The 21,429-nt window shown below is 71.4% G+C and carries 16 protein-coding genes and 1 pseudogene; 6 read left to right on the top strand and 11 right to left on the bottom strand.

All coding sequences use genetic code 11. The features are described from left to right. Positions 1-16: 16 nt before the first annotated feature. From ACGFU6_RS30210 to ACGFU6_RS30200, 3 genes are all read right to left on the bottom strand, one after another. Positions 17-481, bottom strand: a complete 465-nt coding sequence (locus ACGFU6_RS30210; protein WP_393615480.1) for a GNAT family N-acetyltransferase — start codon at positions 479-481, stop codon at positions 17-19. Positions 482-621: 140 nt separating this feature from the next. After that, on the bottom strand, positions 622-3,351 hold the full coding sequence (gene mgtA, locus ACGFU6_RS30205; RefSeq protein WP_393615478.1) for a magnesium-translocating P-type ATPase: 2,730 nt from the start codon (positions 3,349-3,351) through the stop codon (positions 622-624). Continuing rightward, the gene (locus ACGFU6_RS30200; protein WP_393615477.1) at positions 3,335-3,700 is read right to left on the bottom strand and encodes an ArsR/SmtB family transcription factor; all 366 of its coding nucleotides are present in this window, start codon (positions 3,698-3,700) and stop codon (positions 3,335-3,337) included. The genes mgtA and ACGFU6_RS30200 overlap by 17 nt, the downstream gene beginning before the upstream one ends. 228 nt (positions 3,701-3,928) lie before the next feature. Between ACGFU6_RS30200 and ACGFU6_RS30195 the strand changes: the two genes are divergently transcribed. The 4 genes and pseudogenes from ACGFU6_RS30195 (at position 3,929) to ACGFU6_RS30180 (ending at position 7,175) form a co-directional block, all read left to right on the top strand. Beyond that, complete coding sequence (locus ACGFU6_RS30195; protein WP_393615475.1) at positions 3,929-4,342, top strand: roadblock/LC7 domain-containing protein; 414 nt, start codon at positions 3,929-3,931, stop codon at positions 4,340-4,342. Between the two features lie 163 nt (positions 4,343-4,505). Beyond that, a pseudogene (locus ACGFU6_RS30190) lies at positions 4,506-5,256 on the top strand (DUF6397 family protein); the annotation flags it as partial. A gap of 564 nt (positions 5,257-5,820) precedes the next feature. Next, positions 5,821-6,309, top strand: a complete 489-nt coding sequence (locus ACGFU6_RS30185; protein ID WP_393615473.1) for a GNAT family N-acetyltransferase — start codon at positions 5,821-5,823, stop codon at positions 6,307-6,309. Between the two features lie 221 nt (positions 6,310-6,530). Continuing rightward, entirely contained in the window at positions 6,531-7,175 is a 645-nt protein-coding gene (locus tag ACGFU6_RS30180; protein WP_393615471.1) for an LAETG motif-containing sortase-dependent surface protein, read from the top strand. Between the two features lie 83 nt (positions 7,176-7,258). Here ACGFU6_RS30180 and ACGFU6_RS30175 read toward each other — a convergent pair whose 3' ends face one another. Next, positions 7,259-9,487 carry a SpoIIE family protein phosphatase gene (locus tag ACGFU6_RS30175; RefSeq protein ID WP_393615470.1) on the bottom strand — a complete coding sequence of 743 codons (2,229 nt, stop codon included), beginning with the start codon at positions 9,485-9,487 and terminating at the stop codon, positions 7,259-7,261. A 229-nt stretch (positions 9,488-9,716) separates the two neighbouring features. On the opposite strand from ACGFU6_RS30175, the gene ACGFU6_RS30170 reads away from it, so the two are divergent. Then, the gene (locus ACGFU6_RS30170) at positions 9,717-10,784 is read left to right on the top strand and encodes an enoyl-CoA hydratase/isomerase family protein (RefSeq protein ID WP_393615468.1); all 1,068 of its coding nucleotides are present in this window, start codon (positions 9,717-9,719) and stop codon (positions 10,782-10,784) included. 9 nt (positions 10,785-10,793) lie between these two features. Here ACGFU6_RS30170 and ACGFU6_RS30165 read toward each other — a convergent pair whose 3' ends face one another. From ACGFU6_RS30165 to ACGFU6_RS30135, 7 genes are all read right to left on the bottom strand, one after another. After that, the gene (locus ACGFU6_RS30165; protein ID WP_393615466.1) at positions 10,794-12,257 is read right to left on the bottom strand and encodes an arabinose isomerase; all 1,464 of its coding nucleotides are present in this window, start codon (positions 12,255-12,257) and stop codon (positions 10,794-10,796) included. Continuing rightward, positions 12,257-13,771: a rhamnulokinase family protein gene (locus ACGFU6_RS30160; protein ID WP_393615465.1), complete on the bottom strand. Its 1,515-nt coding sequence runs from the start codon at positions 13,769-13,771 to the stop codon at positions 12,257-12,259. The genes ACGFU6_RS30165 and ACGFU6_RS30160 overlap by 1 nt, the downstream gene beginning before the upstream one ends. Positions 13,772-13,787: 16 nt before the next feature. Beyond that, entirely contained in the window at positions 13,788-15,833 is a 2,046-nt protein-coding gene (locus ACGFU6_RS30155; RefSeq protein ID WP_393615463.1) for a bifunctional aldolase/short-chain dehydrogenase, read from the bottom strand. A 72-nt stretch (positions 15,834-15,905) separates the two neighbouring features. Next, positions 15,906-17,072 (bottom strand): L-rhamnose isomerase, encoded by a 1,167-nt coding sequence (gene rhaI / locus ACGFU6_RS30150; protein ID WP_393615461.1) that lies wholly within the window; start codon positions 17,070-17,072, stop codon positions 15,906-15,908. Between the two features lie 1,056 nt (positions 17,073-18,128). After that, positions 18,129-18,356 carry a hypothetical protein gene (locus ACGFU6_RS30145; RefSeq protein ID WP_123529669.1) on the bottom strand — a complete coding sequence of 76 codons (228 nt, stop codon included), beginning with the start codon at positions 18,354-18,356 and terminating at the stop codon, positions 18,129-18,131. 85 nt (positions 18,357-18,441) lie between these two features. Next, positions 18,442-18,933 (bottom strand): hypothetical protein, encoded by a 492-nt coding sequence (locus ACGFU6_RS30140; protein WP_393615459.1) that lies wholly within the window; start codon positions 18,931-18,933, stop codon positions 18,442-18,444. A gap of 84 nt (positions 18,934-19,017) precedes the next feature. Next, positions 19,018-20,391 (bottom strand): FAD-binding oxidoreductase, encoded by a 1,374-nt coding sequence (locus tag ACGFU6_RS30135; RefSeq protein ID WP_393615458.1) that lies wholly within the window; start codon positions 20,389-20,391, stop codon positions 19,018-19,020. Positions 20,392-20,565: 174 nt separating this feature from the next. Between ACGFU6_RS30135 and ACGFU6_RS30130 the strand changes: the two genes are divergently transcribed. Further along, positions 20,566-21,420, top strand: coding sequence for a pentapeptide repeat-containing protein (locus ACGFU6_RS30130; protein WP_393615456.1), 855 nt, complete (start codon positions 20,566-20,568; stop codon positions 21,418-21,420). Positions 21,421-21,429: the final 9 nt, after the last annotated feature.

Here is a 21,429-nt window from a genome sequence, read left to right as displayed (position 1 = left end):
TGCCATCGGTGACGGCTCAGGCCGGCACCCCGGCCGTCCGCAGTTGCAACGACGGGTGCCGGGGCGGCGCGAACCCGAGCGATTCGTAGAGCCGGGCCCCGTCCCGGGTGGCGTTGAGGCCGACCACCGTCACACGCGTCTCCTGCTCGAACCAGGTGAGCAGGGCGTCGAGGCAATCCCGGGCATGGCCGAGCCTGCGCCGCCGCGGATCGGTGCTCACGTTGGACACGTGGCCGTGCAGCCCGCTCGGGTTGGCCGGACTCGGCGCGTGCACGTCGCACGCGCCGACGGCGCACGCCACCACGCCCAGCTCCGGGTCGTCGACCACGAACGCGGCGAATTCGTCCGACAGCGGCATCCGGTCGGCGAACCACCGGGCCGAGGCGGCGCGCCAGGGAGCATGGTCGTCCCCGGCGTCGATCCCCATGTCGGACAGCATCAGTGCGCGCATCCGGACCAGTGCCGAAATGTCGTCGGGCACGGCGCGGCGTACCCGCACCTGACGGCTGTGAGCGGTAGCGGTTGCCGTAACGCGTTCCGGACCGGAGTCCGCATTCCTTTCCGCATCGTCTTCCACACCGGCTTCGCCACGGGCGCCGGCGCGGCCGGTGTCTGCCGGGGTCATGAGAGTCCGCGCTTGCGCTCGTAGCGGTTGCGCGCTGCGGCGAGGCCGCACGCGTAGAGCGCGAGGACGCTGGCGAGCAAGAGGTAGTAGAGCGGCGGCAGGGCGCTCATGCCCAGTGTCGGGCCGAGCGGGGTGAGCGGCAGCAGCACGCCGACGACCGCCAGGCTTGCCGCGGCGGCCCGCAGCGGCCCGCCCGTGCGGCCTTCCGCGGCCCGGCGGCCGGTGCGCAGCAGCAGCATCACCAGAGCCTGGGTGAGGAGGTTCTCGGTGAACCAGCCGGAGTGGAATGCGGCCTGGTCGTCCGTCCGGGAGTCGTGCAGGGCAAGAGCCAGAACGGCGAAGGTCGCCAGGTCGGCGGCGGCGTTCAGCAGTCCGAACCGGGTGATGAACCGGAGGAAGTCCCGGGGGCGCAGCACCGTCGGCCGCCGCAGCACCGAGGACGCCGGGCGGTCGAAGGCGAAGGCGAGCTGCGCGGCGTCGAAACACAGGTTCTGGACCAGGACCTGCGCGGGCAGCATCGGCAGGAAGGGCAGCAGCAGACCCGCCGCCAGCATCGCGATCACGTTTCCGAGGTTCGAGGAGAGCGTGATGCGCAGATACGTCGCGATGTTGCCGCTGCTGCGCCGGCCCGCCGTGATCGCGTGATCGATGGCACCGAGATCCTTCTCGGCGAGGACCACGTCGGCGGTCTCCCGCGCTACGTCGACCGCGTTGCGCGGGCAGATGCCCACATCGGCGGCGTGCAGGGCGGGCAGATCGTTGACGCCGTCACCGAGGAACCCCGTGGTGTGCCCGGAGGTGCGCAGCGCGGCCACGATCCGGGCCTTGTGCCCGGGGGTGCAGCGGGCGAAGACGGTCGCCCGGTCGGCCGTGTGAGCGAGCTCGTCCCCGGACAGGGCATCGATCTCCTCCGCCGAGACGACCTGCCCCGGGTCCAGTCCAAGGTCCCGGCAGGCGCGGGCGGCGGTGCCCGGGTGGTCCCCGGTGAGCACCTTCACGGCGACACCGCGGCGGACCAGTACGTCCAGCGCGTCGGCAGCGCTCGGCGTGAGCGCGTCCCGCAGGGCGACGAAGCCAAGAAATGCGAGCCCGTGTTCGTCCGCAGGTGTGTACGTTCCGAGCCGTGTGGGCCGCTCGGTACGGGCGACGGCGAGCAGCCGCAGTCCTTCGGCGGCCTCGCGCGCCGCCACACCGGCCAGCCGCTCCCGCTCCGCCGGGTCGAGATCGCACCGCTCCAGGACGGCCTCCACGGCCCCCTTGGTCACCAGCACATGCGTGCCGAGCCCGCCGGGGAGCCGGACGACCGCCGTGGAAAGACGCCGCACCGGATCGAAGGGCAGGGCGGCCACCGCGTCGTACGACCCGACGGCGGTGCGGGGGCCGCCACCCTCCGTACCGGACAGCGAGCCCTCCCGCTGCTCCGAGGCGTCCAGTACGGCCTCGTCGAGCGCGTCGGGCGCCGGCAGGTCGGCGAGCTGCAGCGTCCACAGCGCGTTGACCGCCGCCCAGTGCAGGGCGTCGGGATCGGGACGTCCCGTCGGGTCCAGCGAACGGTCGACGACAGGGCGGTCCTGGGTGAGGGTGCCGGTCTTGTCCAGACAGAGCACATCGATCGCGCCCAGGTCGTGCAGCGCGGGCAGCCGCTTGACGATCACCCCACTGCCCCGGGCGAGCTGCGAGGCACCCCGCGCCAGTGCCGTGGTGACGATGACGGGCAGCATCTCGGGCGTCAGCCCCACCGCCACCGCCACGGCGAACGGCAGCGTCTCCAGCCCCCGGCCGCGCAGCGCGGCATTGGCCATCAGGACCAGCGGTGGAGTGAGCAGCATGAAGCGGATCAGGGTCCAGGAGATCCCCTGCACCGACCGGTCGAACGCGCTGGCGCCGCGCAGATGAGCCGAGCGGTCGTACGCGGCGGCGAACCTGGTGTCCCCACCGGTCGCGACCACCACGGCCGTTCCGCTCCCGGTCGCGACGCTGCTGCCCTGGAAACACAGCTGGCGCTGGGAGAAGACACCCCCCGCTCCCGCGGGCACGCTGTGCAGCGCGGGCGTGGCATCCTGCCGCCGCCGGTCGTCCGCCGGGTGCTTCCCGACGGGCGCGGACTCCCCGGTGAGCGCGGACTGGTGCACGGTGAGGCCGCTCGCGCGCAGCAGCTGCACGTCGGCCGGTACGAGGTCGCCGGGCCCGAGCCTGATCACGTCGCCGGGAACGAGCTCACCGACCGGCACGTCGCGGGCCTGCGGCGTCGCCTCCGGTCCGCTGCGCCGCAGCACCGTCGCCGTGGTCGCGACCAGTTCGCGCAGCGCGGCCGTCGCCCGGTCGGCGCGGTGCTCCTCAGCCGACCGCAGCAGACAGCTGACCACCACCAGCACGAGCGTCACGGACGCCGTGCCCCAGGCGTTCACCGCTGCCGAGACGAGCCCGAGGCACAACAGCACGGAAGTGAAGGGGTCCCGCAAGGTACGCACGAAGCGCAGCGGCCAGGGGACCGGGCGCCAGGCGGGGAGGATGTTCTCGCCGAACCGGGCGAGTCGCTCCTCCGCCTCCGCCTCGACCAGCCCGCGCGGTCCGCTGTCCAGTGAGCGCAGGACCTGGAGCGACGTCGGTGCCGCGGCCTGTCGTGGGAGGGCAGCGGGGCCGGCGGTGGCGCCGGGCATCGGCACGACGACAGCCGGCCGGTCGCCCGTCCCCGCCTCGGCAGCGTTCTCAGGCGCCGAGCTCATGGAGCCGTACCGGTTGCGTGGCCGGGTGCCCGGCACGCTCCGCGAGCTGGCCGACCATGAGCCGTACGACGGTCACCACATCGGGATCGTCGACCAGGTACACCTGCCGGCGCCCCTCGCGCCGGGAGCGGACGAGACCGGCCAGCTTCAGCTTCGTCAGATGCTGGCTCACGGACGGCAGGGTGCCGCCCACCCGCTCCGCGAGGCCCGTGACATCGCTCTCGCCCTGAGCCAGCGCCCACACGATGTGCAGGCGGGCAGGCGTCGCCAGCAGACCGAAGGCGGCAGCCGCCTGGGCCAGCACCTCTGCGGGCGGATCCTGGAAGCCGCCGCCGGCACCTGTCGACACTCTTGATACTCCCGTCCGCGTGGGCCGACTCCTCGCACCCGAGGGCACCAGTGTAGGCGCCGGACGCAAAGGGCCCGGGGGAGCGCTCCTCGGCGCAGCGCGAGCTCCGCAGACTTGGCCCGATTTCGACCCGTCCGATCCGCGGAGGGGAGCTTGCCCGGACGTGACCCGTGCGCAAGGCTTACACGTAAGTGGGGCACGGGGAACGTATGAACGGGGAGGAACGGAATGGCACTGGACAGGGGACTCGACTGGCTTCTTGACGATCTCACCAGTCGGGTGGAACAGATACGGCACGCCCTGGTGCTGTCGAACGACGGCCTGGTGACCGGAGCCAGCACAGGTCTGGCACGTGAGGACGCGGAACATCTGGCGGCTGTCTCGTCCGGCCTGCACAGCCTCGCCCGTGGTTCGGGGCGGCACTTCCGCGCCGGGCGGGCCCGGCAGACCATGGTGGAGTTCGATGAGGCACTGCTCTTCGTGACGGCCGCCGGGGACGGCAGCTGTCTGTGCGTGCTGAGCGAGGCCGAGGCCGACGTGGGGCAGGTGGCGTACGAGATGACGCTGCTGGTCAACAAGGTCGGAGAACACCTCGGTGTGGCGGCGCGGCAGGACGGAATCGCCGGAATCGACCGGATCTGAGGTCGACCGCTCAGCGCTGCCCGCCCGGCCCCGAGGGTCTTCCAAGGTTATCCACAGGCCGGGCGGCCGTCGTTCTCCCCGGGCTACCGTGGTCACAGAGAGTATTCGAGTCTCACGGGGGAGAATCGTCATGGCGATGACGGATGCGGTAGGCACGAACGGCGCCCACATGATCGCCGCGAGCCGGGCTGCTGCGGAACTGGTCCTGAAGCGCGGAGAGTTCGAGCTGGCGGTGCACCTGGGCATTGTCCGGGTACAGGCGCAGCGCGGCGGGGGGCGGCCCAGGGTCCGTCAGGAGGAGATCGACCGGCTCAGGTCGGAGGACGGCTTCCCGGGGACACTACGGGAGCGGGTGCGCACGGTGGGGACGGCGCAGGGCGCGCGGCTGCTCGGAATCAGTCCCGTCCGCTTCACCCGGCTGGCCCGCGCCGGCTGCGTCACACCGGTCGCGTTCTACCTCAACCGCTACCGGGCTGTGGTGTGGCTCTATCTCGCTCAGGAAGTGGGCGCGCTGGCCGCCCGCTCGCCCGAACTGCTGGTGGGCAGGAGTCCAGCCTGGATGCGTGACCGGCTGGATTCCGGCACGGACTGCCGTCCGCGCAACTGGCGCTCGCGACGGATCGAACGGCTGCTGACCCTCACCGAGGATCCCTGGGCACGTGCGGCGGTCGCGGCCCAGGCGCTTGATCCGGCCCAGCTGGCGGAGGTGGTGGACGACCCGTACGAGCGTGCCTACTTCGCCAACGTCCTGCCCGAACCGGTCTTCGGGCAGCGGGGGTCGTCGTTGACGCGGGAGGCGATGGGGCGCCTGATGCTCGCCGATGAGCCGGACGAGATCCTCTGGCGCCGGGTCAACCTCATCATGGAGCTGGACGGCGCCCGCGAGCTCCGTCAGGCGCCACGCCCCGGCGACGAACGGTGGCAGCAGACGGGGGCGTTCGGCCGGCTCCCTGTGACGGCCGGGCTGTTCGAGCGCGCTGAGCCGCTCGGGCCGACCGGACCGGCTGAACCGGCCGGACTGCCCGAACTCTTCGGACCGGCCGAGGCGGCGAACCCGAGCAGAGCAGCTGAGCCCCCAGCGCCGGTCGACCCGTCCGAGTCGCCTGAACTGTTTGAACCGGCAGCATTGTTCGAGTCGGGCGAACCGGGTGAACCGGCCGGCGTCCCGGTCAGGCCCGGAGAACCGGCCGGCGACGGGGTCAGGCCAACCGGACCGGCCTCGTGGGGAAGGACCGTTGGCCTGCTGGTCCGGATCCGGCTGCGCCGCACGCGTGGAGGGCGCAGCCGTCAGGAGCGTGCTGCCCGCCCCGTTGCCCGCCCTGCCGCGCACCGTCCGCACGGTGGGCGCAGGCATCGTCCGTTCGCAGGTCCGCGGGGAGATCTGCAGGTGGATCCGCAGGGAGGTCCGCAGCGGGAGGGGGCTGCGGCCAGGGATTACTAGCTCGCCAACGGGGTCCGGAGCTGGCAGTCTTTGCCCAATGTTGATCAGGGAAGCAACCGACGGGGACTGGCCCGCCGTTTGGCCGTTCTTTCACGAAATCGTCTCCGCCGGTGAGACCTTCACCTACCCCCTCGACCTGGGGGAGGAGGAAGCCAGTGAGTGGTGGCTCCTCAAGCCGCCCGGCCGCACGGTCGTCGCGGTGGCCGACGACGGAACCGTTGTGGGTACGGCGAAGATGAACAGGAACCACATGGGCAACGGCTCGCACATCGCGAGCGCCAGCTACATGGTCGACCCCCGGCACGCCGGACGCGGTGTGGGACGGGCCCTGTGCGAGTACACGATCGACTGGGCCCGCACGGCGGGATACCGCGCCATGCAGTTCAACGCGGTGGTGGAGTCGAACGCCGCCGCGGTCGGGCTCTACCGCTCACTCGGCTTCGAAGTCCTGGGCACGCTGCCCGAGGGTTTCGACCACCCGAAGCACGGATACGTCGGCGTGCACATCATGCATCGGCCGCTCTGACGCCAGCCGGGCGACACGGTCCGGTGTCGGGCGCTCACTTCACGCCACCGCGGACCGGGCGGCGGGCGGTCCGCGGTGTCCGTCATGTCCCAACCAGCGACGATGTGCTGTCAGTTGTGACGTCGAATGGTGTGTGGGGCGGGTGCACATACGAGAGGCAGGGGCAGTACTGTGCGCCCCACCGCCATTCGGGCGATGAAACATTTGCGGAGGAACAATCCATGACCATACCCAGGAGATCGCTGCGCGCTGCGGGAACCCTCGCCGCCGCTGCGGTTGTCGGTCTGACCGGCGTGGTTCTCACCGCCGGCCCGGCCGCAGCTCACACCCCCACCTGGGACGTGACCTGTACCGAGGTGAACCTTCACCTGAGCGCGTACAACGACAAGGTCACCAACCAGGTGACCGTGACCGTTGACGGCAAGGAGCTGCTGGCGACCGAGAACTTCGGCAGCAAGCTCGACAAGACGATCGACCTGCCTGAGCACGACAAGGCTCTGACGGTGCACCTGTCCGTCAAGGCCGGTGACGGCGACCGGTACTCGAAGGAAGACGAGAAGCAGGCGCCGGTGTGCGAGGGTCAGACCCCGACGCCCACGCCGACGCCTTCCGAGTCGAAGCCGTCCGAGCCGTCCACGCCGTCTCAGACGCCCACGACCTCGGCGCCGACCCCGGCCGACACGCCCAGCGAGTCCGCTTCGTCGTCTGCGCCCGCCGCAGCCGCGCCGAGCCCCAGCTCGCCGGACCTGGCCGAGACCGGTTCGTCGTCCGCCACCCCCATCATCGGTGGTGCGGCTGTCGCCGTGCTGCTGGCCGGTGGCGGCATCATGTGGTCCGTGCGCAAGCGTCGCACCGCTCAGCACTGACGTAGTCCGGCGGTCCGGGCGCCTGGCGCCCGGGAGTCCGGTCGAGGGGCGTGCCGCACGCGTTCGGCGTGGCGGCACGCCCCTCAACGCTGTCCGTCCGCGCCGGTGCCTGTGCCGTTGACTGTGCCTGAGGCTGTATCGGCACTCGTGTCCGCACCCGCACCTGTCCGTGCACCTGTACTTGTCCCTGTACCTCTGCGGACCGGTGGGGACGTGGGCGGGGCAGCGGGTCCGATCTCGCACCAGACCGCCTTCCCCTCGCCGCGGGGCTCGATGCCCCACCGCGTGGCGACGGCGTCCAGCAGGAGCAGACCCCGTCCCGAAGTGGCGGTCTCACCCGGTGTCCGGCGCCTGGGCCACGCGCTGGAGCGGTCCTGCACCGACAGCCGTACCCGCCGCACCGGTTCCGGCAGCACCTCCAGGGTCAGCACGGCTCCGCCCTCGGTGTGGAGCAGCACGTTCACCAGCAGTTCCCCGGTCACCATCTCGGCGTCGTCGGCGAGTTCGGGCATGCCCCAGTCGGTCAGGGCCTGGCGCACGATCGTCCGCGCGTCTGAAAGGCCCTCCGGGTCCGCCTGGTGGATGTACTGATGCAGCCTGGGCGCCCGGGGCGAGCCCGGGTCCGGGCTGCGGCGCAACACCAGCAGCGCGACGTCGTCGCCCGAGCCCCAGCGTTCCCACAGCCGGTCCGACAGGTGATCGGCAAGCGCCTCCGCCCCGGCCGGGCCCGCGCTCACCTCGGTGACGAGCGTGCGCACCCCCGCGTCGATATCGGCGCCGGGCTCCTCGACCAGCCCGTCCGTGTACAGGACCAGCGTCTCGCCCGGGACCAGGTCGAGCCGGGTCTCGGGGTACTCCTCGTCCCCGAAATCGGTCGAGATGCCCAGCGGCAGGCCGCCGCGTACCTGCGGGCTGCCCACCCGGCCGTCCGTGTGCCGGATCAGCGGACCGAAGTGGCCGGCGCGCACCACGCGCACCGTGCCGGTGCCGAGATCGACCTGGGCGTACGTGCAGGTGGCGAACCGCTCCGTGTCCAGTTCGGCGAGGAACCGGGAGGCGCGGGCCAGCACCGTCGACGGTGGGTGCCCCTCCCCGGCGTACGCACGCAACGCGATCCGCAGCTGGCCCATGATCGCGGCCGCATGTGTGTCATGGCCCTGCACGTCGCCCACCACGATGCCGAAGCGGTCCTTGGGCAGTGGGATGACGTCGTACCAGTCGCCGCCGACCTGGCGGCCGCTCCACGCCGCGTGGTAGCGGACCGCGATCTCACCGCCCTCGATGTCATGGATCCGCCGGGGCAGCATCGTGGACTGGAGACCGGTGGCGAACTCCCGCTCCTCGTCGAAGAGCTTGGCCCGCTGGAGGGACTGGGCGACGATGGCGGCAAGCCCCAGACACAGATTGCGCTCGTCGGGGTTGAAGGCCGTGCGCTCACGGTAGAAGAGCGCCAGCCCGCCGAGTGAACGCGCCTGCGCCACGAGCGGCAGATAGGCCGCGGCCTGGAACTTCAGCTGCCCCACATACGGCTCCAGCACCGGATAGCGCCGGGTGAGAGCGCCCAGCGAGCTCACGAAGCGTGGCCGCCCGCTGAGAACGGTGTCGGCCAGCGGGAAGCTCCGGTCGAGCCGGCCCTGCCCCAGCTCGTCGATGACCTCCAGGGAGTCGCCGCTCAGCGCGATGACGTTCATCGTGGCGTTGTCCAGCAGTCCGAGCGCGAGCCCGTCGGCGCCCAGGCGGGCCAACCCACCCGGTCCCGTCAGAGCGGCCGTCACATCGTCCACGGTCACCGCCCGTGACAACGCGCTCGTTGTACGTTCAACAATGTCGGTCTGGCGCTGACGGCGTTTTTCCAGTTCCAGCACGAAGGCCGAATGGGTGACTTCCGCCGTGGCGTCCCGCACCACGCCGATCACCCGGTGCGCCCGCCCGTCGGCGCCGCGCAGGATGCGCGCCTGGATATGGGTCCACTGATCGCCGCTCTCGTCCGTCGGGACCCGGAAATGGAGGCTGTACGAGGTGCGCCCGCCCTTGACGGCCTCGTCGATCGCCGTGTCGAGACGGATCCGCTCCTCGGGCTCCAGCCGCTCCACCAGGGACTCCGGCCGTGAGTCGAAAGTGGCCGGGTCCAGGCCGAACACCAGCAGCCCCGCCTCGTCGATGTCCAGCGTCCGGGCATCGAGATCCCACTCGAAACTGCCCGTGCGGTTCATGGCAAGCCGCTCCGCCGTCCCGGTGTCGCCGCTGCGAGCCTTCTCGGCCGAGGGGCGGGGCCGGACGGGGATGATCGGTGGCCGGTCGTGATCGGTCATTCCTGCTCCGAAGATCGTCCGGCGGGGCTGCCGTACTGACTGACCCAATTGTCTGGCCGGTCGGGTGCGGCTGCCACAGCGGAATCCAGCTCCGACGGGCTCCGGAGCCCTTCCACGCGGCCGCCGCCACCCCTCGTACCCGGGCTCCGGGGCCGCCGCGCACAATGGCACCGTAAGGCCGCCCGTGACCGGCGGAGCGGCACGTACTGGGGCTGACCGGAGCGCACGCATGAACCACGAGGATCCCGTCCTGCTGCACACCGAGGGGCGCATCCGCCACATCACGCTCAACCGCCCCCGAGCCCTGAACGCGCTGAACCACACCATGGTGCTGCGCATGGCGGAAGCGCTGGACGCGGCGGAACAGGACGGCTCGGTCGCCGCCGTGCTGCTCACCGGGGCGGGGGAGCGGGGGCTGTGCGCCGGCGGTGACATCCGCGCCATCCGGGACGACGCCCTGGCCGGCGGCGGGACCGCGCTGGAATTCTGGCGTGACGAGTACCGGCTCAACGCCCGTATCGCCCGGTTCCCCAAGCCGTACGTCGCGATCATGGACGGCATCGTCATGGGCGGCGGTGTCGGTGTCTCGGCCCATGGCTCGCTGCGGATCGTCACAGAGCGTTCGCGCATCGCGATGCCCGAGACCGGAATCGGGTTCGTCCCGGACGTGGGCGGCACCTACCTCCTGGGCAGGGCGCCCGGCGAGCTCGGCACCCACCTGGCGCTCACCGGGGCAGCCGTCGGCGCGGCGGACGCGCTGCTGTGCGGCCTCGCCGGCCACTTCGTGCCCTCGCGCGAGCTTCCCGCCCTGATCTCGGCCCTGGAACTCCGCGCCACCCCCGAGGAAGTCGTCGAGACGGTGCGAAGTCGCGCGGGCACGGCCACCGGCGGCGAGCTGGCCGCACAGCGCGACTGGATCGACTCCTGCTACGGCGCCGCCACCGTCGAGGAGATCGTCGAGCGCCTCGGCGACTGCGGTGAGCCCGCCGCCAAGGACGCCGCCGCCACGATCCTGGCGAAGTCGCCCACCGCGCTCAAAGTGACCCTCGAAGCCGTCCGCAGGTCCCGTCGCCTCGACGGCCTGGAAGCAGTGCTGAACCAGGAGTACCGCGTCTCGTCCACCGCCTTCACCCGGCCCGACCTGATCGAGGGCGTACGCGCTCAGATCGTCGACAAGGACCGGAACCCGCGGTGGAGCCCCGCCGGGCTCACCGAGGTCACCGACGCCGACGTGGAGCGGTTCTTCGCCCCCCTCGGCGACGGCGAGCTCGGCCTGGGCACCCCGGCAGCTTCCTGACGGGCCCCGTCAGAGGGGGTTGGGCCCGGTCACCGTACGGAACGGCAGACCCAGCAGGTCCACGGCGGCCCGGAAGTCCCTGGCGCGGTGGCCGGTGCACAGCGCCCAGTGGTGACCGATGCCCGTGGCGGACCAGGCGTCGGTCCACTCACCGGGATCGAAGCCGAAGTCGACCCGGGAGGTCGTGTTGCCGATCTCCAGCAGGGGACCGGGCACGACCTCCCCCTCGGACGCGATCAGCACGAACGAACCGTCGGCTTCCTGACCGATGCCGAACGTGGTGACCGGCCCGTGGGTGACGTCGAACTCGACACTGACCCCCCAGCCGCGCTTGCCGTGGTACACACCCAGACCGCGCAGCAGCGGGTCCTTCGCGCTGATCGCCAGATGGGCGGGGCCGTCGTGCCCCATCTCCACGACCCGGTCCCGGAAGTTGAGGGCCTGCAGTTCGGTGAACGAACCGCCCGCCCCCATGGTGTCGGCGATCAGCATCGCCAGGCTGGTGCGCAGCTCGTACTCACCGGCCATCGGCACCCCGCGGGCGGTCAGGAGCGAGGCGCCGAGGATCATGCCGGCCCCCAGCCGCTCATGGATCTCACCCTCCAGCCCCCGGTGGTAGTAGGCGAGGCTGTCGAGCGCGAAGTCGGCCACCAGCCGGTCGAGGCCGACCGAGACCCGGGCCGCCCAGGCGAGATCGCCCTCGTCGACCGAATCGTCCAGGGTGAAGACCTTCCGGGCCAGCGCGACCCGTTCGGCGGTCTCCTTGTCCGTGACGGCCGAGACCCTGACCCGCAGGTCGTCGAACTCCAGAACCTCCACATGGCCGCCCAGCTGCGAGGAGACCAGCGTCATGTCGGTGGAGACGTCGAGCATGCCCGGGTACAGATGCCCCATCAGTCCGTGTCGGCCGTGGCGCAGCGCACCGCGTACCCCGGCGGCCGAGATCCAGCGACGGATCCTGCCCCAGGCGTTCTCGTCACGCAGATGGCCGGAGACCGAGCGGAACGGGATGCCGCTGCGCCGGAACACGTTGGCGACCTCCGGCAGCGGGCACTGACCGCAGTACGCCAGCCACTCGCCCGTGCCCGTGTTCGCGTGGTCCATCGCCTCGGTCGGCTGGAGGTCGATGACCAGCACCGGTGTCCGCGTGCGCTGGGCGACCGGCAGCACCATCGACGCGGTGAGGTACGTCGTCAGGAACGTCACCACCAGATCGCAGTCTGCCCGGCGCAACTGCTCGGCGGCCCTGGCCGACTCCTGCGGATCGGAGACGAAGCCCGCGTCGACCACCTCGCAGCCCATCTCCTCGATCCGCGCGGTCACGAACCGGGCCGACTCCCGCAGCTGATCGAGCAGGCCGGGGAACTGCGGCCAGTACGCCCCGAGTCCGCCGGAGACCAGGCCCACCCGGGTCCGGCGGCGGAACGTCCGCGCAAGGGCACCGCCGGGCTCGGCGGCGTGGTCATCTGACATCAGGTGTTTCCCTTCCTCGCAGGTGATTTCCCGGTGAGCCGGGCCTCCGCGCGGTCCCAGTCCCGCCCGTCCCCCCGTGGTTCGTAGTGCCGCAGCTCCTGGGTACGGGCGACCAGCCGGCGCACCCCGGCGAGGTCGCCCACCAGGCCGTGGGCGCGGGCCTGCAGCAGGATGTTGCCGAGGGCGGTCGCCTCGGCGGGACCCGCCGTCACCGGCAGTCCGCTCGCGTCCGCCGTCCACTGGCAGAGCAGCTCGCCCCGCGAGCCGCCGCCGACCAGATGGATGCGCGTCGGCTCGCGGCCCGCCAGCTCCGCGGCCCGCCGCAACGTCCTGCGGTGGGCCAGCGCCAGGCTCTCCAGCACGCACCGCACATAACCCCCGCGGCCCACAGGGGGCTGCTGCCCCGTCCGCAGCAGACAGGCGTCGATCCGGGACGGCATGTCACCCGGCGCGAGGAACGCCTCGTCATCGGGATCGATCACCGCGGCGAAGGGCTCCGCCTCGGCCGCCTCGCTCAGCAGCCCGGCCAGACCGGAGGGCGGGCCCTCGCGGTCCCACACCCTGCGGCACTCCTCCAGCAGCCACATGCCCATGATGTTGCGGAGGTAGCGGACGGTGCCGTCGACCCCGCGTTCGTTGGTGAAGTTCGCCGCCCGCGACTCCTCCGACAGCACCGGGGAGTCCAGTTCCAGACCGGCCAGCGACCACGTGCCGCACGACACGTACGCGAAGTCCGGCTCCGTCGCCGGCACCGCCACGACCGCGGAGGCCGTGTCGTGCGAGGCGACCGTGGTCACCGGGGTCCCGGCCGGCAGACCGGTGGCCCCGGCGACGTGGGCCAGCAGGGTCCCCGCCGGATCACCCGGCTCACGCAACGGCGGAAAGAGCGAACGCGCCAGCCCCAGCCGCCCGATCAGCGCATCCGACCAGTCACCGGCGCGCGCGTCGAACAGACCGGTCGTCGACGCGTTCGTGATCTCCGCACCCACCGATCCCGTCAGCCAGTGCACCAGCAGATCGGGCATCAGCAGCAGCGTCCGTGCCGCCTCCCACTGGGCCGTGGCCCGGTGCGCCAGCAACTGGAACACCGTGTTGAACGGCAGGTGCTGCAACCCGCTGACGGCATACAGCTCCGCCGGGCCGCAGCCGTCCGGCAGCCGCCGCGACAGCCCGTTGTTGCGCGAATCCCGGTAGTGGAACGGCACCCCGATGAGCGCCCCGTCGGCATCCAGCAGACCGTAGTCCACCGCCCAGGTGTCGATGCCGATCGAGACGACCGGGCCGCTGCGCCCGGCCGCCCGCAAACCGTCCAGCATCCCCTGGTAAAGAGCCAGTACGTCCCAGTGCAGCCCGTCGGGAAGCCGCACCGGTGTGTTGGCGAACCGGTGCGCCTCGGTCAGTTCCAGGGTGCCGGGACCGACCCGGCCCGTCATCACCCGGCCACTGGTGGCGCCGAGGTCCACGGCGGCGAAGACGGCCTCGCCGGCCGCGCGGTCATATGAGTTCACAGCCATGGGAATCGTGTCCGCGTCATCGCAGGAACGCCGCTGCCACACCGGCGTCGACGGGGATGTGCAGACCGGTGGTGTGCGTGAGGTCGCCACCGGTCAGCGCGAACACGGCATTGGCGACATGCTCGGGCAGCACCTCGCGCTTGAGCAGAGTCCGCTGGGCGTAGAACTCCCCGAGCTTCTCCTCCTCGATGCCGTACGTCGCCGCGCGCTGGGCGCCCCAGCCTGCGGCGAAGATCCCCGAACCGCGCACCACCCCGTCCGGGTTGACGCCGTTCACCCGGATCCCGTGCTCGCCGAGCTCCGCCGCCAGCAACCGCACCTGGTGCGCCTGGTCGGCCTTGGTCGCGGAGTACGCGATGTTGTTCGGACCCGCGAACACGGCGTTCTTGGAGGCGATGTAGATGATGTCGCCGCCGATGCCCTGAGCCCGCATCACCCGGGCGGCCTCCCGTGACACGAGGAACGAACCGCGCGCCATGATGTCGTGCTGCAGGTCCCAGTCGCGCGCCGTCGTCTCCAGCAGCGGCTTGGAGATGGAGATCCCCGCGTTGTTGACGACGAGGTCCACACCGCCGAAGGCGAGCACGGCCGCCTCGAACGCCGCGGCGATCTGCTCCTCACTGGTGACGTCGACCGTCACCGCGACCGCCCGGTCGGCCCCGCCGAGGTCCTCGGCGACCGCAGCGGCGTTCTCCGCGTTCAGATCCGCGACGACCACGCACGCGCCCTCGGCGGCCAGCCGGTGTGCGATGGCCTTCCCGATCCCCGAGCCCGCACCGGTCACCAGCGCCACCCGGGTGGCCAGCGACTTCGGCTTCGGCATGCGGCGCAGCTTGGCCTCCTCCAGCTCCCAGTACTCGATCCGGAACTTCTCCGACTCCTCGATCGGCGCGTACGAGGAGACGGCCTCGGCGCCGCGCATCACATTGACGGCGTTGAGGTAGAACTCCCCGGCCACCCGAGCGGTCTGCTTGTCCTTCCCGAAGGAGAACATGCCCACTCCGGGCACCAGCACGATCGCCGGATCCGCGCCGCGCATGGCGGGCGATCCGGGAACGGCGTGCCGCTCGTAGTAGGCGCGGTACGTCGCGCGGTACTCCTCGTGCAGCTCCCTCAGCCGCGCCTGCGCCTCGGCCAGTGGCGCGTCCGCCGGAAGGTCCAGGACCAGCGGGCTCACCTTCGTACGCAGGAAGTGGTCCGGGCACGAGGTGCCGAGCGCGGCGAGGCGCGGGTGCTCCGCGCGGGAGAGGAAGTCCAGCAGCGGGCCGGCGTCGCTGAAGTGCCCCACCTGGGGGCGGTCCGTGGACGCCAGACCGCGGATCAACGGAGCCAGCGCGGCGGCTCGTTCGCGGCGCTCGGGCCCGGCCAGGGGCGACCGGTCCGGCAGCACGGGGCCGAAGGGCTCGGCCCCGCCGTGTTCCCGCAGGAACGTCTCGGCTGTACGGATCATCCACAGGGCGTTGCGTTCGCACTCCTCGGACGTGTCGCCCCAGGCGGTGATCCCGTGACCGCCCAGAATCACCCCGACCGCCTGTGGGTTGGCCTCCTTGACGGCCGCGATGTCGAGACCGAGCTGAAATCCCGGCCGGCGCCAGCCCACCCAGGCCACCTTGGCACCGAAACACTCGGCGGTCAGCTTCTCGCCGTCGGCAGCGCACGCCAGGGCGATCCCCGAGTCCGGGTGCAGGTGATCGACGTGGGCCGCCTCGACCAGGGCGTGCATGGCGGTGTCGATGGAGGGCGCGGCACCGCCCTTGCCGTGCAGGCAGTAGTCGAAGGCCGCCACCATCTCGTCCTCGCGCTCGACGCCCGGGTACACCTCCTTGAGCGCGCGGACCCGGTCGAGCCGGAGGACGGCGAGCCCCGCCTCCGTCAGCGTGCCGAGGTCACCCCCGGAACCCTTGACCCAGAGCAGCTCGGTCCCGCCCCCGGTGACCGGATCGTCGCCGGCCGCCTTCACCGAGGCGTTGCCACCGGCGTAGTTGGTGTTGCGGGGATCGGAGCCGAGCCGGTGCGCGCGCTCCAGGAGCGCTGCGACCTCGGCGTGCGTCGCGGACGTCATAGGGGTTCCTTCGGGGTTGAGAAGTGCGTTGGCGGCGGGGGCGTACGGATGCCGTGGGGCGTAGGGGAGTGCTCAGGCGCCCCAGCCGGCCTGCGTGCCGCCCGCCCGGGCGGCCGCGATGCGTTCCTGGTTGCCGGAGGCGAGGTAGGCGGCGAACGGGTCACGGGCCAGCCCCTGCTCCTCGCGCACCTCGGCGAGCAGCGGCCGCACATCGGTGTTGTATGCATCCATCAGGACGGCGTTCGACGCGAGCACGTCGCCCGAACGCTGTGCGGCACCGAGTGCGTCACTGTCCACCAGCAGCGCTTTCGCGGTGGCCTCCTGGACGTTGGCGACCGACCGGATCACCGCCGGGATCTTCGCCTCGATGTTGTGGCACTGGTCGAGCATGAAGTTGACGTTGGTCTCGGGCCTGAGGCCGCCGTTCTTGACCACCTCGTGCATGATCCGGAACAGCTGGAAGGGATCGGCCGCGCCCACCATCAGGTCGTCGTCCGCGTAGAAACGGGAGTTGAAGTCGAACGCGCCGAGCCTGCCCTCCCGCAGCAGGATCGCCACGATGAACTCGATGTTCGTGCCCGGGGCGTGGTGGCCGGTGTCCACGACCACCTGGGCCTTCGCTCCCAGCTTCAGGCAGTGCGCGTAGGCCGTACCCCAGTCGGGCACGTCCGTGGTGTAGAACGCGGGCTCGAAGAGCTTGTACTCCAGCAGCATCCGCTGGTCGTCGCCCAGTCGCTCGTACACCTCCGCCAGCGCTTCCGACAGCCTGTCCTGGCGGGCGGCGATGTCGTCCTGCCCGGGGTAGTTGGTGCCGTCGGAGAACCACAGCTTGAGATCGGGCGAGCCGGTCTCGTCCATGACGTCGACGCACTCCAGCAGATGATCGGTCGCCTTGCGCCGCACCGCCGCGTCGGGGTGGGTGACCGAGCCCAGCTTGTAGGCGTCGTCCTGGAAGACGTTCGAGTTGATCGCGCCGATCCGCAGCCCGAGGCCCTCGGCGTGCCGGGTCAGTGCCGCGTAGTCCGCCACCTTGTCCCAGGGGATGTGCAACGACACCTTCGGCGCGACCCCGGTGAACGCGTGTACCTGCGCCGCGTCCTCCATCTTCTCGAACGGGTCACGCGGCACCCCCGGCTGCGCGAACACCTTGAAACGTGTCCCGGAATTGCCGTAACCCCACGAAGGAGTCTCGATCACCTGAGACTTCAGGGCTGCCTTGACGGCCGACACATCAGACATGAGCACCTCGTAAGCAGAGTCATCCGGCGACCGCGGCCGTCAGGACGATGTGAATCGTTTCATCTGGAACGTACGCTAGGTTTGGCGCCAACGACTAGTCAAGCTGCTAGCCAGTCTTCTTCTTCGTTTGAATCAATTCACCACGGATCGGGGCGACCTGGCCGAAGACGGACCCGGCCTGGTTACGGCATGGAAAGCCGTATCCAGGCCGGGGCCAGGCAAACGGAACCAGAAGACGGTGCGGTCATCGCTGCGGGCGTCCTGGACCAGGTGTTTGTCGTATCGGCCTGCGCGCGCTCTGCGCCGCCAGGGCCTGGCCAGGGCGCCTGCCGGATCCTGCGGGCCCGGGTCGGCAACGGCCGGCGAGGGTGTCCCGTCACCCGGGCAGCGGGCGGCCCACTCGCCGTCCGGGCTGATGATCCCCGCCGGGGCGTCACCGTAGAGCCGCGCGGGGGCGGCGAATGCGCCCCCATACCGGTTCGTCGCCGCGTGTGCCCGCATCTCCGTGGCGAGGCCTTCCCGCCTCCCGTTCCCTCTTCTGTCGTCGAGAACAGCACGCAGTCGACGTCGAGCCTCTCGTACTCGCCGAAGAGTTCCGGGAAGTGCGCCTCCATACCGAGCGCGCAGCCGAACCGGACGCCGTCGACCTCGAAGGTGACCGGTGCCGAACCCGGTGCGTACATGCAGGAGATCTTCGTGTGCGACAGCATCCGTTCGTCGTAGCGGGTTGCCACCTCGCCGCGGTCGGAGATCACATACAGGCTGTTGTGCGGCCGGTTGGGTGTGGTGCCGGTGCACGGAACCGAGCACGGTCCGCGGCCCGAGTTCCCTCGCGAGCCGTGCGGTCAGGGTCAGTTCGCCCTGGAGCACATCCCACCGAAACCGGCTCCAGTCCGACGGCCCCACCTCGTCGGGGCCGAGGTCGGACAGCAGCCGCTTGTGCGGGAAGCAGACCGCACCCTCGGGGAATGCGCGACCCTCGCACCGGACGGGCGAGCCGCGCAGGGGATCCGGGCGCCTCGGTCCCAGCCCCCCTCCGCGATCGGCCGGCGAGGGTCAGTGCCCGCTGCCCGACATGCTCGGCTGGAGCGACCGGACGAGATCGAAGAACCGTGACTCGTTGCCCGAGAGCCCGGCCCGCCGCAGCGCGCCGTCGGCCTCCTCGATCGGTGCGGCGAGCAGGGGCATGTAGAGCGGGGCGTCATCCGGGTCGGAGAGGGCCGCCCGGGTGGCTTCCAGTAAACGGACGTACGCCTGCGCCGCGGCGAGTTCGTCAGTGCGCATCTCAGCATCTCCCGGTCAGAGGTGTCGGACCCACAAGCATCCCCCATGGGTCTGACAACGCCCCGGGCCCGGACCCGGTGTGGTCCTACGGGCTGTCAGGACTACGTGCGACGGCCGGTGGTTCGACCTCCAGGAACCTTCGGCGGCGCGGCCCGCGGTACAGCAGCGCGATCCAGCCCGAGGCCCGCAGCGCCGCCGCGCACCGGTTCAGTTCGGCTTCCTCCTCGTGCGCCGCCCCGCTTCCGGGCGGGCCCGTCCACTCGACCCGTACGGTGCCCGGCGCCGTCCCCGGCTCCACCCGGTAGCCGGTCGCCGTACGCCGCCCCGAAGCCTCGACCGCCGACGCGGTCAGCCCCGACGCCTCGAGGGCGAGGGCGACGGCGCGTACCGGCCTGTGCAGTTCCCACGGGGCCGGGACGGACTCCGGATCCGGGTGCCCGGTGTTGGTCAGCCGGCGTATCTGCGCCAACCCGGCGAACGCGGTCCGCACCGCGGCGGCACGCTTCTCCGCCGGGCCCAGGGGTGACGGGCCGTCACCGGCGGCCGGCTCGAAACCGGCCTCCTCCTCGGCGCCCATCCGCCACCCCTTTCGCCCGTACGTACTTGCTGCCAGTGTGCGCCGCCCCACTGACAACGGCGTCCAGGCCGCGAGGACCACTGGTCAGGCAGCGCCTCCAAGGACCTTGCCCGGGTTGAGGATGCCGTGCGGATCGAGCGCGGCCTTCACCGCATGGTGCATGCCGAGCACCGCCGGCCCCAGCTCCTTGTCCATGCCGCGCATCTTGAGCAGCCCCACCCCGTGCTCGCCCGTGACCGTGCCGCCGAGCGCGATCGCGTCGTCCAGGATGTCCTCGAAGGCGGACTGCGCACGGGAGCGTGCCGCCTCGTCACCCGGCGGCGTGATGATCAGGGGGTGCAGGTTGCCGTCCCCGGCGTGGGCGATGTTGGCGATCAGGACATCGTGCCGGGCGGCCGTCCGCTCGATCCGGGCCAGCATCTCCGGAACGGCGGTGCGCGGTACGCAGACGTCCTCGGTCAGGACCGGGCCGAGCCGCTCCAGCGCCGGATAGGCCAGCCGCCGGGCCTGGAAGAGGGCATCCGCCTCGTGCTGGTCGGTGGAGACCGCGGCCCAGCTCGCGCCGGCCCGCTCGAAGCAGTCCCGGATCAGTTCGGCCTCGGCGTCACCCTCCGCCCCCGGGGTGTCCACCCGGCCGAGCAGCACCACGTCCGCGTCCGCGGACAGCCCCATCTTCTTCCAGGCGTCCACGGCTGCGAGGCAGTGGCGGTCGACCAGTTCGAGCGCGGACGGGATGACACCGGACGCGGTCACGGCGCTCACCGCCTCACCGGCGGACACCACCGACGAGAAGTAGCCCGCGACCGTCCGCTCCTGGAGCCGAGCCGGGCGCAGCCGCACCGTGATCTCCGTGATCACCCCGAGTGTGCCCTCGGAGCCCACCATCAGCCCGGCCAGGTCGTATCCCGCCACGCCTTTCGCGGTTCGGCGTCCCAGGGAGACGACCTCACCGAGCCCGTTGACCACCTCCAGGCCCAGCACGTAGTCACGCGTCACGCCGTACTTGACGCAGCACATGCCGCCGGCGTTGGTCGCGACGTTCCCGCCGATGGTGGACCACGGGGAGCTTGCCGGGTCCGGCGGGTACCAGAGCCCGTGCTCCGCACAGGCGGCCCGGAGGTCGTCGTTGACCACGCCTGGCTGGACCACCGCCAGCCACTCGGCCGTGTCGATCTCGATGATCCGGTTCATGTCCTCGAACGACAGGATGATCGCCCCGTCGACGGCGTTCGCGCCGCCCGACAGACCGGTGCCCGCGCCGCGCGGCACCAGCGGGATGCGGTGGGCGAGACAGTGGCGCACCACGTCCCGCACCTCGTCGGTGCTCGCCGGGCGCACCACGGCCAGGGGCATCCCGTACGGAGCCCACTCGGCCTCGTCGTGCTGGTACCGGGCCAGGCCCGCCGGATCGGTCAGTACCCGCGCGGCCGGAATGCTGTCCACTGGTGTGTTCGCCACGATGATGACCACCTCCAATAAAGATGTATTACGCACCATTGTTGCGCGCGGAGCTGTCCGCATCCGGAGGAGGCCCCCCGTTCCACGGATCGGACACCGCGTGGAGAGGGCCCGCCAGGAAGCTCGGTAGGCTCGGCCGTTCATGAACCACGCACACCGGAGGACGCAGGCACCGTGCCCGACATCGACCGAGCTCCCGGCACCGACGACCCGGAAAGCGACGGCCGGGCCGGCCTGCGCGCCGACTGCGGGAACTGCTTCGGGCTGTGCTGTGTCGCACTGACCCTCACCCGGTCCGCGGACTTCGCCATCAACAAGGACGCCGGCAAGCCCTGCCGCAACCTCCAGGACGACTTCCGCTGCGGCATCCACACCAGGCTGCGCTCCGAGGGCTTTCCGGGCTGCACCGTGTACGACTGCTTCGGCGCCGGACAGAAGGTGTCGGGGGAGACGTTCGGCGGACGGGACTGGCGCAGCGCCCCGGAGAGCGCCCAGCGAATGTTCGAGGTCTTCCCGGTCGTGCGACAGCTGCACGAGCTGCTCTGGTATCTGACGGAGGCCGCCGGGCTGGCACCGGCCCGCTCCCTCCACGCCGAGATCGGCCGCACCCTCGACGAGACCGAGCGCCTCACCCACCGCGACGCCGACGCCCTCGCGGACCTGGACGTCGCGGCGCACCGGGACGGGGTCGCCGTCCTGCTCTCGCGCACCAGCGAACTCGTACGCGCCACCGCTCCCCGCAAGAAGAAGCGCAATCACCGCGGCGCCGACCTCGTCGGCGCGCGCCTCAGTGGGGCGGATCTGCGTGGCGGCGATCTGCGTGGCGCCCTTCTCATCGCGGCGGACCTCACCGGCGCCGATCTCAGGCTCGCCGACCTCATCGGAGCGGACTTCCGGGACGCGGAACTGTCCGGTGCCGACCTGACCGGAGCGCTCTTCCTGACGCAGTCACAGGTGAACGCCGCCCGGGGAAACGGCGCCACCCGGCTCCCCGAATCGCTCAGCCGCCCCTCGCACTGGGAGCGCTGACGCGGCGGG

The organism is Streptomyces sp. NPDC048462, assembly GCF_043200175.1.
Taxonomy (GTDB): domain Bacteria; phylum Actinomycetota; class Actinomycetes; order Streptomycetales; family Streptomycetaceae; genus Streptomyces.
This window is presented reverse-complemented; position numbering and strand designations above follow the sequence as displayed.

Bases quoted from the DNA above. Each gene is read 5' to 3' on its own strand.
- ACGFU6_RS30165 (WP_393615466.1), bottom strand. From the start codon at position 12,257: ATGTCAGATGACCACGCCGCCGAGCCCGGCGGTGCCCTTGCGCGGACG.
- rhaI (WP_393615461.1), bottom strand. From the start codon at position 17,072: ATGTCTGATGTGTCGGCCGTCAAGGCAGCCCTGAAGTCTCAGGTGATC.
- ACGFU6_RS30170 (WP_393615468.1), top strand. From the start codon at position 9,717: ATGAACCACGAGGATCCCGTCCTGCTGCACACCGAGGGGCGCATCCGC.
- ACGFU6_RS30180 (WP_393615471.1), top strand. From the start codon at position 6,531: ATGACCATACCCAGGAGATCGCTGCGCGCTGCGGGAACCCTCGCCGCC.
- ACGFU6_RS30140 (WP_393615459.1), bottom strand. From the start codon at position 18,933: ATGGGCGCCGAGGAGGAGGCCGGTTTCGAGCCGGCCGCCGGTGACGGC.
- ACGFU6_RS30160 (WP_393615465.1), bottom strand. From the start codon at position 13,771: ATGGCTGTGAACTCATATGACCGCGCGGCCGGCGAGGCCGTCTTCGCC.
- mgtA (WP_393615478.1), bottom strand. From the start codon at position 3,351: ATGAGCTCGGCGCCTGAGAACGCTGCCGAGGCGGGGACGGGCGACCGG.
- ACGFU6_RS30175 (WP_393615470.1), bottom strand. From the start codon at position 9,487: ATGACCGATCACGACCGGCCACCGATCATCCCCGTCCGGCCCCGCCCC.
- ACGFU6_RS30145 (WP_123529669.1), bottom strand. From the start codon at position 18,356: ATGCGCACTGACGAACTCGCCGCGGCGCAGGCGTACGTCCGTTTACTG.
- ACGFU6_RS30155 (WP_393615463.1), bottom strand. From the start codon at position 15,833: ATGACGTCCGCGACGCACGCCGAGGTCGCAGCGCTCCTGGAGCGCGCG.
- ACGFU6_RS30195 (WP_393615475.1), top strand. From the start codon at position 3,929: ATGGCACTGGACAGGGGACTCGACTGGCTTCTTGACGATCTCACCAGT.
- ACGFU6_RS30185 (WP_393615473.1), top strand. From the start codon at position 5,821: ATGTTGATCAGGGAAGCAACCGACGGGGACTGGCCCGCCGTTTGGCCG.